General features: G+C 72.0%; 12 protein-coding genes. 7 read left to right on the top strand and 5 right to left on the bottom strand.

The genetic code is table 11. The annotated features are described in order from the left end of the window. The first annotated feature begins 199 nt into the window (after nt 1-199). A complete protein-coding gene (locus ALMP_RS30020; RefSeq protein ID WP_264933917.1) occupies nt 200-1,012 on the top strand; it encodes a VOC family protein in 813 nt (270 codons plus the stop codon). A gap of 254 nt (nt 1,013-1,266) precedes the next feature. Further along, entirely contained in the window at nt 1,267-2,478 is a 1,212-nt protein-coding gene (locus tag ALMP_RS30015) for an MFS transporter (protein WP_264933915.1), read from the top strand. 693 nt (nt 2,479-3,171) lie between these two features. Here ALMP_RS30015 and ALMP_RS30010 read toward each other — a convergent pair. After that, a complete protein-coding gene (locus tag ALMP_RS30010) occupies nt 3,172-3,996 on the bottom strand; it encodes an SAM-dependent methyltransferase (protein WP_264933914.1) in 825 nt (274 codons plus the stop codon). 181 nt (nt 3,997-4,177) lie between these two features. Between ALMP_RS30010 and ALMP_RS30005 the strand changes: the two genes are divergently transcribed. Then, a complete protein-coding gene (locus ALMP_RS30005) occupies nt 4,178-4,924 on the top strand; it encodes a maleylpyruvate isomerase family mycothiol-dependent enzyme (protein WP_264933913.1) in 747 nt (248 codons plus the stop codon). 10 nt (nt 4,925-4,934) lie between these two features. Here ALMP_RS30005 and ALMP_RS30000 read toward each other — a convergent pair whose 3' ends face one another. Then, on the bottom strand, nt 4,935-5,330 hold the full coding sequence (locus ALMP_RS30000; protein ID WP_264933911.1) for a MarR family winged helix-turn-helix transcriptional regulator: 396 nt from the start codon (nt 5,328-5,330) through the stop codon (nt 4,935-4,937). Between the two features lie 86 nt (nt 5,331-5,416). Here ALMP_RS30000 and ALMP_RS29995 point away from each other — a divergent pair, with 86 nt between their 5' ends. Further along, nucleotides 5,417-6,907, top strand: coding sequence for an MFS transporter (locus tag ALMP_RS29995; RefSeq protein ID WP_264933909.1), 1,491 nt, complete (start codon nt 5,417-5,419; stop codon nt 6,905-6,907). Between the two features lie 140 nt (nt 6,908-7,047). Continuing rightward, nucleotides 7,048-7,704, top strand: coding sequence for a maleylpyruvate isomerase N-terminal domain-containing protein (locus ALMP_RS29990; RefSeq protein ID WP_264933907.1), 657 nt, complete (start codon nt 7,048-7,050; stop codon nt 7,702-7,704). A gap of 151 nt (nt 7,705-7,855) precedes the next feature. Here ALMP_RS29990 and ALMP_RS29985 read toward each other — a convergent pair whose 3' ends face one another. Continuing rightward, nucleotides 7,856-8,548 (bottom strand): TetR/AcrR family transcriptional regulator, encoded by a 693-nt coding sequence (locus ALMP_RS29985; protein WP_264933906.1) that lies wholly within the window; start codon nt 8,546-8,548, stop codon nt 7,856-7,858. 175 nt (nt 8,549-8,723) lie between these two features. On the opposite strand from ALMP_RS29985, the gene ALMP_RS29980 reads away from it, so the two are divergent. Then, nucleotides 8,724-9,179 (top strand): nitroreductase family deazaflavin-dependent oxidoreductase, encoded by a 456-nt coding sequence (locus tag ALMP_RS29980; RefSeq protein ID WP_264933905.1) that lies wholly within the window; start codon nt 8,724-8,726, stop codon nt 9,177-9,179. Nucleotides 9,180-9,195: 16 nt separating this feature from the next. Here the strand turns inward: ALMP_RS29980 and ALMP_RS29975 are convergent, their stop codons facing one another. Beyond that, nucleotides 9,196-10,428, bottom strand: coding sequence for a geranylgeranyl reductase family protein (locus tag ALMP_RS29975; protein WP_264933904.1), 1,233 nt, complete (start codon nt 10,426-10,428; stop codon nt 9,196-9,198). 135 nt (nt 10,429-10,563) lie between these two features. Here ALMP_RS29975 and ALMP_RS29970 point away from each other — a divergent pair, with 135 nt between their 5' ends. Beyond that, nucleotides 10,564-11,919, top strand: a complete 1,356-nt coding sequence (locus tag ALMP_RS29970; protein WP_264933902.1) for a dipeptidase — start codon at nt 10,564-10,566, stop codon at nt 11,917-11,919. Nucleotides 11,920-12,130: 211 nt separating this feature from the next. On the opposite strand, the gene ALMP_RS29965 is transcribed toward ALMP_RS29970, so the two are convergent. Further along, nucleotides 12,131-13,174, bottom strand: coding sequence for an NUDIX hydrolase (locus ALMP_RS29965; RefSeq protein ID WP_264933900.1), 1,044 nt, complete (start codon nt 13,172-13,174; stop codon nt 12,131-12,133). Nucleotides 13,175-13,217 lie beyond the last annotated feature (43 nt).

Here is a 13,217-nt window from a genome sequence, read left to right as displayed (position 1 = left end):
AATCATGCACCAGTCAACTGCCGTGCCGGAACGCGGGGTTCCTCCATTCTCGACGCCACACCGCCGCGCCCCCGCGCCGCGCTCGGCGGGCCCGCCGAGCGGTGCGCCAGCACGGAGAGGGACCCCGGGGAGCGGCCGGCGGGCGATTGTCGCTGCCCGGTGTCACGCTGAAATCACGAGACCATCGATAGGGGAACACATGATCACCACCGAACTCACCGCCGGCTCCCCCTGCTGGATCGACCTCGGCACCCCCGACGTACGAGCCGCCGCGGCCTTCTACGGCGCGGTACTCGGCTGGGAATACGAGCCCATGGGCGAGGCCGAGGGGGCCGAGGGCGGAGAGATGGAAGGCGGGATGCTGAAGAAGGACGGCAAGACCGTCGCCGGACTCGGCAAGCTCACCGAGGAGGGCGCGCGGTCCGCCTGGATGATCTACTACACGGTCGACGACGCGGACGCCACGACACAGGCCGTGGAGCGCGCGGGCGGCACCGTGCGGGTGCCCCCGAGGGACCTGGAGGACTGGGGCCGGATGGCGCAGTTCAGCGACCCGCTGGGGGGCCAGTTCGCCGTATGGCAGCCGGGTAAGGACAAGGGCTTCGAACTCGCGGACGCGCCGGGCTCGCTGTCCTGGACCGAACTGTTCACGAGCGACGCCGCAGCCGCGAAGGAGTTCTACGGCAGTGTCTTCGGCTGGCAGTTCAGCGACATGCCGCTGCCGGGCGACGCAGGCACGTACATCCTCATCACGCCCGCCGGACTGCCGGCGGAGCGCATGCAGGGCGGCCTCATGGAACTTCCAGAGAAGGACCTCACCCTGACGAACGGGCGGCCGTACTGGCACCCGGTCTTCGACGTCACGGACTGCGACGCCGCGGTCGCCAAGGTCACCGAGAACGGCGGCAGTGTGCAGATGGGCCCCGAGGACGCCGAGGGCGTCGGCCGACTGGCGATCTGCCTCGACCCGTCGAACGCGGACTTCGTGGTGCTCACCCCGACCGAGCGCTGACCGACCAACCCGCGCACCGCGGTGCGACGACCGGCCGTGCACTGAGCACCCGCCCACCGCGGTGCGACGACTGCCGCCGTACCGAACACCACCCGCACACCGCCGTGCGACGACTGACGCCGCACCCACACCACCCGCCCACCACGGCGCGACGGTCGACCGCGCACTGAAACACCCGCACACCGGGTTCGACGACCGACCGTGCGGTCTTCAACCACCTTGCCCCGCCCCCGGCACCCGCCTAGCCTGACTTTGTGCCGCCCATAAACAAACTCCGTACGCACAGCGTCGTGCCGCACGGCAGCGCACTCGTCCGACTCCGCATCGCCCTCACGGTCTTCTTCGCCCTCGACGGCTTCGTCTTCGCCGGCTGGGTCGTGCGCATCCCCGCCATCAAGGAGCAGACCAACGCCTCCGCCAGCGCCCTGGGGCTCGCCCTGCTCGGCGTCTCGGCCGGCGCGGTCGTCACCATGATGCTCACCGGCCGTCTCTGCCGCCGCTACGGCAGCCATCCGGTGACCGTGGTCTGCGCGGTCCTGCTCTCGCTGAGCGTCACGCTTCCCCCGCTCACCCACTCCGTCCTCGCGCTCGGCACCGTCCTGTTGCTCTTCGGCGCCGCGTACGGCGGGATCAACGTCGCCTTCAACAGTGCCGCCGTCGATCTGGTGCGGGCCCTCGACCGGCCGGTCATGCCCACGTTCCACGCGGCCTTCAGCCTCGGCGGAATGATCGGCGCCGGCCTCGGCGGGCTGGTCGCCGGCTCCCTCTCCCCCACCCGCCATCTGCTCGGCCTCGGCCTCGTCGGTCTGTTCGTGACGGCGCTGGCGGGCCCGCCGCTGCTCCGCCTCCGACCACCCGCACCGAAGACCGCCGCCGGGACCGGCCCCGCGCACACCGGGGCGTCCCGCCCGACTCCCCGCACCCGCGGGCTCGTCATCGTCTTCGGCCTGATCGCCCTCTGCACCGCCTACGGCGAAGGCGCCCTCGCCGACTGGGGCGCCCTCCACCTCCAGCAGGACCTGGGCTCCTCGGCCGGCGCGGCGGCGGCCGGCTACTCCTGTTTCGCGCTCGCCATGACGGTGGGCCGGCTGACCGGCACCACCCTGCTGGAACGGCTCGGCCGCACCCGCACCGTGGTGGCCGGCGGCAGCGTCGCGGCGGCCGGCATGCTGCTCGGTTCCCTCGCCCCGGCCCTGTGGGCGGCACTCCTCGGCTACGCCGTCACGGGCCTCGGCCTGGCCAACCTGTTCCCGATCGCCGTGGAACGGGCGGGCGCCCTGGCCGGTCCGAGCGGAGTGGCCATCGCCTCGACCCTCGGCTACGGCGGCATGCTCCTGGGCCCCCCTGCCATCGGCTTCATGGCCGACTGGTTCACCCTCCCCACAGCCCTCACCAGCGTGGCGGCGCTGGCGGGAGTGGCAGCGCTGATCGGCTTGGGCACACGACGGGCGACGGACGATCACTGACCGGCACGTCGGAACGGGTCCAGGGGCAACCGTCGCGTGCCGTGATCAGCGGCACGAGCGAGTACTCCTGGGCCCACGAGAACGGCAGATGGCTTTGCCCAGGTGCATGGAACTGCCGACCGTGGGACAGCTCGTCAGCGGCCGCTGGGGGATGCGCTAGACTTGATCTTGAGCTGGTCGCCCCCGATTCCGGGCGGTCGCCTATGCGTTGGTGGTCCAAGGAAAGACGTCCCGCTTCCTGCGGGAAGATGCAGGTGCAAGGCCTGCCCGGCGCTCGACACGAAGCCCGTCCCACACACCGTGGGGCGGGCTTCGCCGTTCCGTCGCGCCACAGCCGGCCGGTTCAGCGACCCTTCACACACCCACCAGCGGGGTGTTCAACTTCACCGGCGAGTACTACGACGACGGGACGTCCGCACCGGGGATCCCCGCCACGACCGCGGGCCGGGAGTGGGTGGACGAGGCTCATCGAGGACGTGTTCGGCGGCGGGCGGGACGGGGCGGCCGAGCCGGCTCGGTAGACAGGGCCGACGGCGTGGTCCCGTACGGACCGCATCGACTCGCTCACCCCGGTGGCAGTCCCGGCGCCCAGGGACGGCGTACTCCGACACCGCGTCGGAGTACGCCGTTTCGTCCATGCGCAGGCCCGCGGGCCCGGGGGAACGCGACGGGCACCCCCGCCGCCAGCCGCCCCTACTTCTTGCGCCCCACCCCGCAGTAGGCGTCCACAGCGCCGACCGGGTTGGCCGAATCGCCTGCCTCCGGGCGCCACGCGGGGACCTGGACGATGCCCGGGTCCACCAGTTCGAGGCCGTCGAAGAAGCCGGCGATCTCCTCGACGCTGCGGACGTAGTACGGCACCGCGCCGCTCGCGTTGTACGCGTCGGACGCGGCGATCATGCCCTCGCTGGTGGCGGTGCTGTCGCTGATCACGAGGTGGCTGCCGGGCGGCAGGCCCGCCATGAGCCGGCGCACCAGGTCGCGGGCCTGCTCGTAGTCGGCGACATGCCCCAGGGTGTTGAGGATCATCAGGGCGACCGGCTGGGACAGGTCGAGCGTCCCGCGGGCGGCTTCGAGGACGGCCTCCGGCTGGTAGAGGTCGGCGTCCAGGTAGGCGGTCCGGCCCTCGGGCGTGCTGGTGAGCAGGGCGTGGGCATGGGCCAGCACGATGGGGTCGTTGTCGACGTAGACGATGCGCGCGTCCGGCGCCACCCGCTGGGCGACCTCGTGGGTGTTGTCGGCGGTCGGCAGACCGGTGCCGACGTCCAGGAACTGGCGGATGCCCTGCTCGACGGCGAGATGGCGGACCGCGCGTCCGAGGAAGTGCCGGCTGGTGACGGCCACGTCGACGAGGCCGGGGAAGATCTTCTTGATGTCGTCCCCGATCTCACGGTCGACCTCGTAGTTGTCCTTCCCCCCGACGAAGTAGTTCCAGAACCGGGCTGAATGCGGCTTGGACGTGTCGATCCGGCCGGGTATGCCCGCGCTGGCAGTGGTCTGGGGGGTGGAATCCGACACGGCAAGGCCTCCTGCGTGCTCACACTGATGATCAGGAACCAAACCTAGGCGAACTTGCCGTGCACGCATGCCAGTTCGAGCGGACGGCGTCCCCGCACCGTGCCGTTTCGGCCAATCGCGGCGGCCCGTTCCACCGAAAATCCTGGCCATCGAGCGCACTCCATCCGGCACACTCAGCCCCATGGAGACCACCGCGTTCATACAGGCGCTCGACGAGCAGGGCCTCGGCCTCGCGGCCGCCGCGGCCGAGGCGGGCCCCGACGCCAAGGTGCCGACCTGCCCGGACTGGCAGGTCAGGGACCTGCTGCGGCACACGGGGATGGTGCACCGCTGGGCGACCTCGTTCGTGGCCGAGAGGCACACCTCCCCCCGTCCCCTGGACGGACTGCCCGACCTGGACGGCACCGCGCTGCTGGACTGGTTCCGGGACGGGCACCGCCGGCTCGTCGACACCCTGGCCAGCGCCCCGCCCGACGTGGAGTGCTGGCACTTCATGCCCGCCCCCTCACCCCTCGCGTTCTGGACTCGGCGACAGGCGCACGAGACGACCGTGCACCGCGTGGACGCGGAGTCCGCGCGCGGTACGGCACCCGAGGCGATCGCCGCCTCCCTCGCCCCGCGGTTCGCGGTGGACGGTGTCGACGAGTTGCTGCGCGCCTTCCACGCCCGCCCCAAGAGCGCGGTGCGCACCGAGGAGCCGCGCACCCTGCGGGTGCGGGCGACCGACGTCGAGGGCGCCGTGTGGACCGTACGGCTGTCGCCCCAGCCGCCCGTGACGGAGCTCGGGGACGCGGGGGACGCCGACTGCGAGGTGACGGGGACAGCGGGGCAGCTCTACCTGGCCCTGTGGAACCGGCTGCCCTTCCCCACGGTCACCGGGGACGACGCACTCGCCGCCCTGTGGCGCGAGAAGTCCGCCGTGATATGAGAGTGACCGGCTAGGACGACTCCAGCATCCGGGTCAGCACCGCGCGCTGCACCGGCAGCACCTCGCGGTGCAGCGCGCGCCCCTTGCCGGTGAGCGCGACCCGGACACCCCTGCGGTCCTCGGCGCACATGCCGCGTTCGACGAGACCGTCCTTCTCCAGCCGGGCGATGAGTCGCGACAGCGCGCTCTGGCTCAGATGGACCCGGTCGGCGATCTCCTGCACGCGATAGCCGCACGAGCCGTCCGCCGCGGCTCCCCCGGCGAGCACGTCGAGCACCTCGAAGTCACTGGCGCACAGGCCGTGGTGGTGCAGCGCGCGGTCGAGTTCGCACTGGGTCCGCGCATGCAGCGCCAGGATGCCCCGCCACTGCTCCACGAGCGCCTGTTCGGCCTTCTTCGCCGCCATGGGGCGCACCGTAGCAGAGAACCGAATTCATTGCATCAGAATTAAATGCGCTTGCATTCCATGCATGCGCATGTAGTGTTCTGGGCATGACCTCTCCGCTCACCTCCCCCGCCTCCCCCTCGACGGCGGGACGCTGGACGGCACGCCTGTGGGGCACCCTGCTGGTGCTGTGCGCCGCGATGTTCCTCGACGCACTGGACGTGTCGATGGTCGGCGTCGCCCTGCCGTCCATCGGCTCCGACCTCGGTCTGTCCACCTCGACGCTGCAATGGATCGTCAGCGGCTACATCCTGGGCTACGGCGGCCTCCTCCTGCTCGGCGGCCGCACGGCCGACCTGCTGGGCCGCCGCCAGGTCTTCCTGGTCGCCCTGGGAGTGTTCGCGCTCGCCTCGCTGCTCGGCGGGCTCGTCGACTCCGGTCCGCTGCTGATCGCCAGCCGCTTCATCAAGGGCCTGAGCGCCGCCTTCACCGCGCCCGCCGGCCTGTCGATCATCACCACGACGTTCCCTGAGGGCCCGCTGCGCAACCGGGCGCTGTCCATCTACACCACCTGCGCCGCCACCGGCTTCTCCATGGGCCTGGTGCTGTCCGGCCTGCTCACCGAGGCCAGTTGGCGCCTGACCATGCTGCTGCCCGCACCGATCGCGCTGATCGCCCTGCTGGCGGGCCTGAAGCTGCTGCCCCGCAGCGAACGCGAGAAGAACCACCAGGGCTACGACGTCCCCGGCGCCGTCCTCGGCACCGCCTCGATGCTGCTGCTGGTCTTCACCGTCGTCCAGGCGCCGGAAATCGGCTGGACGTCCGCCCGCACGCTGCTGTCCTTCCTCGCCGTGGCCGCCCTGCTGACTGTGTTCGTCCTGGTGGAGCGGCGCTCGTCCGGCCCGCTGATCCGGCTCGGCGTACTGCGCTCCGGCACCCAGATCCGCGCCCAGCTCGGCGCGATGGCCTTCTTCGGCTCGTACGTCGGCTTCCAGTTCCTGGCGACGCTGTACATGCAGACGCTGCTCGGCTGGTCGGCGCTGCACACGGCGCTGGCGTTCCTGCCGGCGGGCGCGCTGGTGGCGCTCTCCTCCACCAAGGTGGGCTCGATCGTCGACCGGTTCGGCACGCCGCGGCTGATCGTGGTGGGCTTCGCCCTGATGGTCGCCGGGTACGCGCTGTTCCTGCGCGTCGACCTCGACCCGGTGTACGCGGCCGTGATCCTGCCCAGCATGCTGCTGATCGGCGCGGCCTGCGCGCTGGTCTTCCCCTCGCTCAACATCCAGGCCACCAACGGGGTGGAGGACCACGAGCAGGGCATGGTCTCCGGCCTGCTGAACACCTCCGTGCAGGTGGGTGGCGCGATCTTCCTGGCCGTGGTCACGGCGGTGGTCACCGCGGGCGCCCCGGCCGATCCGACGCCGCAGGCCGTCCTGGACAGCTACCGCCCCGGCCTGACCGTCGTGACCGGCATCGCCGCCGCCGGTCTCCTGATCACCCTGACCGGTCTGCGCACCCGGCGCGCGCGGCCGTCGGTGGTCGTCGCGAAATCCACCGTGGAGGAGGCGCACGCGGAACGGGTCCCGGTCCGCGACTAGGGGGACGCCTCCAGGGCGCGCCCGGCGGGGCTTGCTTGCCCCGCCGGGCGCGCTCCTGTGCGGCGGCTCAGGGGCCGGAACGGCCGGCTCCGCCGAAAATCCCTTTGTCCGCCGTTCCGGTCCGGGACTACCGTGCCGCGGTGGATCTCTTCTCCCGTTCCTGGACGGCGTTGCGCACCGCGGTGGCCGACCTTTCCGACGAGGACTTCCAGCGTCCGTCCGGCTGCACCGGCTGGCTGGTGCGGGACCTGGTGTGTCATCTGGTCCTCGACGCGCAGGACGTCCTGATCACCCTGGTCACACCCGCCGACACCGAGCCCACCGTGGACGCGGTCACCTACTGGGACCTCCTCGCGGAACCACCGACCGGCGAGGACCCGCTCGACGCGCTGATCCCCCGGCTGGCCGCCGCGTACGGCGAGCCGCGGTGGCTCAAGTTCCACCTCGACGACGTCGGTTCCGCCGCCGGCCGCGCGGCCGGCCTCGCCGATCCCACCCTCCGCGTCAGCACCCGCGACGAGGTACTGACCGTCGGCGACTACCTGCACGCGTACGTGCTCGAGTGGACCTTGCACCACCTCGATCTGATCGCGCATCTGCCGTCGGCCGCCGAGCCGCCCGCCGAGACCCTCGCCGCGGCACGCGCGTCGCTGGAGAGGATCGCCGGGGCGCCGTTTCCCGCCGCGCTCCGCGACCCGGACGCCCTGCTGATCGGTACCGGACGCCGCACCCCGACCGCCGCGGAACAGGCCGCGCTGGGCGATCTCACCGCGAGGCTCCAGCTCCTCCTCGGCTGACCGCCCGGAGGGCTGCCGCCAGGTGGGAGTTCCATCCTCGTCGAAACGGGCCTGGTCAGCCTGTCACTCGCCGCATCCGACGCGGCGCACACCCATGGCCAGGAGACGGCGCCTGAGGGCGGGCCCCTGCCACCCGAGGCCCAGGGCGCCGCTAGACCAGCCCCACCCCCTGCGCGAGGCGCGTCACCGCGTGCCGGAAGAACGGTTCGCGGTCCTCGACCAGCCGGTTGAACTGGCCGAACAGCTCGAACCCGACCAGCCCGTACAACTGGGCCCAGGCCGCGACGAGTACCGCGACCGTCTCCGGAGGGAGGTCCGGCGCGAGGTCGGCGGCGATGCGCTCGGCCTCGGTGCGCAGCTCGGCCGGCAGCGGCGGCAGCTGCGTCCCCCCGGCCCTCTGCCGCGCGTCGCGGGCGATGTCGATGAGGAGAGTGCCGACCCGGGCGGCGGCGGGGAGCGTCGTCTCGGGAGCGGTGTAGCCGGGTACCGGCGAGCCGTAGATCAGCGCGTACTCGTGCGGATGCGCCAACGCCCACTCCCGCACCCCCTCGCAGACCGCGACCCAGCGCCGGACGGGGTCGGCGTCCGCGACCGCGGCGTGCGCGGCCTCCGCGCCCTCGCCGAGGGAGTCGTACGCGTCCACGATCAGCGCGGTGAGCAGGTCGTCACGGCTCGGGAAGTACCGGTACAGCGCGGAGGAGACCATGCCGAGCTCTCTGGCCACGGCCCGCAGGGAGAGCTTGGCGGCTCCTTCCGCCGCGAGCTGTCTGCGCGCCTCTTCCTTGATGGCGGCGGTCACTTCGATCCTGGCGCGGGCGCGGGCCCCTCGGGCGACGTTGCTCATGCGTCCAGTGTCCCACGGAGACGGAGCACTGCACACAACCGTGAGCGGGCAACACATTCGAGATCACCGAACAAAAAAGAGAGCAGCGCTCTTGCTATGGGGTGTCGATCCAGGGCACACTCTTTTCAGATCGAGAGCACTGCTCACACTTTTCTGAATCCAGGAGGCCCCTGCCATGTCCACCCACGTCCAGAAGCCCGGCTGGTTCACCATCAACGTCTTCAACCGTGCCGTGTCCTGGCTGACCCGTCGGGGCCTGAGCGTGTGGGGGTCGCGGGTGCTCGCGGTGCGCGGCCGCAAGAGCGGCCAGTGGCGCACCACCCCGGTGAACCTGCTGACCGTGGACGGGCAGCAGTACCTGGTCGCCCCGCGCGGGCACGTCCAGTGGACGCACAACATGCGCGCGGCCGGCGGCGGTGAACTGCACCTCGGCAAGAAGGTCGACGAGTTCACCGCGGTCGAGGTCGGCGACGACGAGAAGGTGCCGCTGCTGCGCGCCTATCTCAAGCGCTGGAAGGCCGAGGTCGGCGCGTTCTTCAACGGGGTCGGCCCCGACTCCGCCGACGCCGACCTGCGGCGCATCGCCCCCGACCACCCGGTGTTCCGGATCACCGTCACCCACAGCCGGTGATCGCGGACACCCCGGCTCAGGAACCGGCTTCCTCCCCCGACTGGCGCCGGTCCATCGCGTGCAGCACCCGCTGGGCCAGCGGATGCGTACGGACGATCTCGCCCAGCGTCGTACGGCCCCGGGTGATGTCGGTGAACGCACGCCACGCCGGGCGGAAGCCGGTGAGGGCCGCGTGGAAGAGGCCGGGGCGGCGCTCGAAGAGGGCCAGCATCCGCTTGCCCACGCTCATCTCGACACCGAGGCCCGCCTTGACCGCGAAGGCGTAGTTCAGCGCCTGGCGGCGGGTGTCCACCGCGTCGTGCGCCTCGGCGATGCGGACCGCCCACTCCCCCGCGAGCCGGCCCGAGCGCAACGCGAAGGAGATCCCCTCCCGGGTCCACGGCTCCAGCAGGCCCGCCGCGTCCCCGCACACCAGCACCCGCCCGCGTGAGAGCGGCGAGTCGTCCGCCCGGCAGCGGGTCAAGTGGCCGGAGGAGATGCTCGGTTCGAAGCCGGCGAGGCCGAGGCGGCCGATGAAGTCCTCCAAGTACCGCTTGGTCGCGGCGCCTTCACCGCGCGCCGAGATCACGCCGACCGTCAGCGTGTCCCCCTTGGGGAACACCCAGCCGTAACTGCCCGGCATAGGGCCCCAGTCGATGAGGACCCGGCCCTTCCAGTCCTCGGCGACCGTCTCCGGCACCGGGATCTCCGCCTCCAGGCCGAGGTCCACCTGGTCGAGCTTGACTCCGACGTGGGCCCCTATGCGGCTGGCGCTGCCGTCGGCGCCGACCACCGCGCGCGCCAGCACCGTCTCGCCGCCCTGGAGGACGACCGCGACCGTGCGCCGGTCCGGCACCGCCGAGCCGTGCTGCTCGACGCGCTGCACGGTGACGCCCGTACGCAGCTCGGCACCCGCCTTCTGGGCGTGCTCGACGAGCTGCTGGTCGAACTCGGGCCGGTTGATCAGCCCGAACAGCATCTGCCGGGAGCGGCGGGTGCGGGCGAAGCGGCCGTTGTGGGAGAAGGTCACCGCGTGCACCCGGTCGCGGAAGGGCAGCTCGAAGCCCGGGGGCAGCGCGTCGCGCGAGGGTCCGATGATGCCGCCGCCGCACGTCTTGTAGCGGGGCAGCTCCGACTTCTCCAGCAACAGCACGCGCCGCCCCGCGACCGCCGCCGCGTAGGCGGCCGAAGCCCCCGCGGGTCCCGCGCCCACCACGACGACGTCCCACACCTGCCGCACGTCGTCCGCCGAAGAGTTCTCGCTGCTCACGATGGTCTACTGCTCCCGATCAAGCCGCCTGCCGCACCTGTCCCCCCGCATCCTACGACCGTGATCGCCACAGGCCGCTGTGGGAGGATCGACGGCACTCATCGGTACAACGTCGCACCCACAAGGAGCGTGCCCATGTCGTCGAATCCGGTCGCCGAGACCATCGCCTCCCTGATGCCCAGGGCCAAGGCGGAGCTCACCGAACTGGTGGCCTTCAAGTCGGTGGCGGACTTCGACCAGTTCCCCAGGAGCGAGAGCGAGGCGGCGGCGAACTGGGCGGCGGACGCGCTGCGCGCCGAGGGCTTCCAGGACGTGGCCCTCCTCGACACCCCGGACGGCACCCAGTCCGTCTACGGCTTCCTGCCGGGCCCCGAGGGCGCGAAGACCGTCCTGCTGTACGCCCACTACGACGTGCAGCCGCCGCTGGACGAGGCCGGCTGGTCCACCCCGCCCTTCGAGCTGACCGAGCGGGACGGCCGCTGGTACGGGCGCGGCACCGCCGACTGCAAGGGCGGCTTCATCATGCACCTGCTCGCTCTGCGTGCCCTGAAGGCGAACGGCGGGGTGCCGGTCCATGTGAAGGTGATCGTCGAGGGCTCGGAGGAGCAGGGCACCGGCGGTCTGGAGCGCTACGCCGAGCAGCACCCGGAGCTGCTCGCGGCCGACACCATCGTCATCGGTGACGCGGGCAACTTCCGGGTCGGCCTGCCGACCGTCACCTCCACCCTGCGCGGCATGACGATGATGCGGGTGCGGATCGACACGCTGGAGGGCAATCTGCACTCCGGCCAGTTCGGCGGCGCCGCCCCCGACGCGCTCGGCGCGCTGATCCGCGTCCTGGACTCGCTGCGCGCCGAGGACGGCTCGACGACCGTCGACGGCCTGACCGACGGCGCCTCCTGGGAGGGGTTGCAGTACGACGAGGAGCAGTTCCGCCGCGACGCCAAGGTCCTCGACGGCGTCGGGCTGATCGGTTCCGGCACGGTCGCCGACCGGATCTGGGCCCGGCCGGCCGTCACCGTCCTCGGCATCGACTGCCCGCCGGTCGTCGGCGCCACCCCGTCGGTGCAGGCGAGCGCCCGTGCGCTGATCAGTCTGCGGGTGCCGCCGGGTGTCGACGCGGCCGAGGCGACCAAGCTGCTCCAGGCCCATCTGGAGGCGCACACGCCGTGGGGCGCGCGGGTGCAGACCGAGCAGATCGGGCAGGGCCAGCCGTTCAGCGCGGAAACCGCGAGCCCTGCGTACGCGGCGATGGCCGAGGCGATGGCGGTGGCCTACCCGGGCCAGGAGATGCAGTACGCCGGGCAGGGCGGATCCATACCGCTGTGCAACACCCTCGCCGCGCTCTACCCGCGCGCGGAGATCCTCCTCATCGGTCTGAGCGAGCCGGAGGCCCAGATCCACGCGGTCAACGAGAGCGTCTCGCCCGAGGAGCTGGAGCGTCTGTCGGTGGCGGAGGCGCTGTTCCTGCGCAGCTACGCGGCGAGCTGACCCGTGGGCCCCGCCCCGGCGACGGTCCCGCCCACCGGGGCGGGGCCCACGGGACCGCCCGACCGCGGCGAACGGCCGACACGTCCCCTGCCCCTCCTCACCCGTCACGCCCGGGTCGCCACGGTGATGACGGACTTCGAACGACGACTGCGGGAGGAGAGCAGGTCGACCCCCTACCCGGCACAGCAGCTGGAGCGCGCCGCCCGGTGACTCACCCGACCGGGATGCCGGCCTCCAGGTACAGCGCCGCACCGCGCTCCCGCGCCCGCAGCGCCCAGCGCAGCCGCTCGTAGCGGACCGGGGGCAGGAGGTCGGCCGCCTCCTCCTCCGTGGCGAAACGCCAGCCGCGCAGCTCCGGGCCGGGCAGCAGCAGCCCCGCGGCCGCGGCGGAGTCGAGACGGCCGCCGTCGAAGAGAAGGCGCAGTCCGCCGTATCCGGGAGGTGTCGGCCGCTCCCAGTCGACGACGAGCAGCCGGGGGACGTCGTCGAGCCGGACGCCGGTCTCCTCCTCGACCTCGCGCATGCCCGCGCGCGCGGGCGCCTCGCCCGGTTCCACGACCCCGCCGGGGAACTCCCAGCCGGGTTTGTACGTCGGGTCGACCAGCAGCACCCGGTCCCGCTCGTCGAAGAGCAGCACCCCCGCGGCCAGGGTCTCGGCGGTGGGCTCGGGGGTCTGCACGATGTCACAGGCGGCGACGCTTCCGCTGCCGACGGCCTGCGCGATCCGCACGGCGGTCTCGTGCGGGGTGAGGTGGCTGGTGTCCACCGGGTGGGCGTCGGCGGTGAGCCAGGAGACGAGGGCGTTGCGGTAGGGCTCGATGTGGTCGTACGACCACTGGCGTATCCGCAGCTCGCCGTCGGGGAGGTCGGGCGGGACGTCCCGCCCGGCTATCCGCTCGCGCAGTATCGTTTCCGCCGGGGCGAGGAGCACATGCCGGACGGGGATCCTGCGTGCGGCGAGGCCGCCGAAGATCTCGTCGCGGTAGTCCTGACGCAGCAGGGTCATGGGGACGACGAGGGTGCCGCCGACCTCGCCGAGCAGGGCGGCCGCGGTGTCGATCACCATGCGGCGCCAGATCGGCAGGTCCTGGAAGTCGCCGACCTCGGCGAGGCATTTGGGCGGCAGCAGGTGCGGGAGCACCGCCCCGATGACCTCGGGGTCGAAGAGCGTGCTGTTCGGGATCAGGTCGATCAGTTCCCGTGCGGTGGACGTCTTCCCCGCACCGAACGCGCCGTTGATCCAGACGACGGTCACGTTTCCCCCTCTTCTGTTGGCCCCCTGTGGCTTGCCCGCTCCA

This window comes from Streptomyces sp. A012304 (assembly GCF_026008495.1).
Classification (GTDB): Bacteria; Actinomycetota; Actinomycetes; order Streptomycetales; family Streptomycetaceae; genus Streptomyces.
Note: the sequence above shows the minus strand (reverse complement) of the source record. Positions and strands in the feature narration are given on the sequence as shown.

Excerpts from the sequence above, each read along its gene's own strand:
- ALMP_RS30020 (WP_264933917.1), top strand. The coding sequence starts at position 200 with ATGATCACCACCGAACTCACCGCCGGCTCCCCCTGCTGGATCGACCTC.
- ALMP_RS30005 (WP_264933913.1), top strand. The coding sequence starts at position 4,178 with ATGGAGACCACCGCGTTCATACAGGCGCTCGACGAGCAGGGCCTCGGC.
- ALMP_RS30000 (WP_264933911.1), bottom strand. The coding sequence starts at position 5,330 with ATGGCGGCGAAGAAGGCCGAACAGGCGCTCGTGGAGCAGTGGCGGGGC.
- ALMP_RS29995 (WP_264933909.1), top strand. The coding sequence starts at position 5,417 with ATGACCTCTCCGCTCACCTCCCCCGCCTCCCCCTCGACGGCGGGACGC.
- ALMP_RS29985 (WP_264933906.1), bottom strand. The coding sequence starts at position 8,548 with ATGAGCAACGTCGCCCGAGGGGCCCGCGCCCGCGCCAGGATCGAAGTG.
- ALMP_RS29980 (WP_264933905.1), top strand. The coding sequence starts at position 8,724 with ATGTCCACCCACGTCCAGAAGCCCGGCTGGTTCACCATCAACGTCTTC.
- ALMP_RS29970 (WP_264933902.1), top strand. The coding sequence starts at position 10,564 with ATGTCGTCGAATCCGGTCGCCGAGACCATCGCCTCCCTGATGCCCAGG.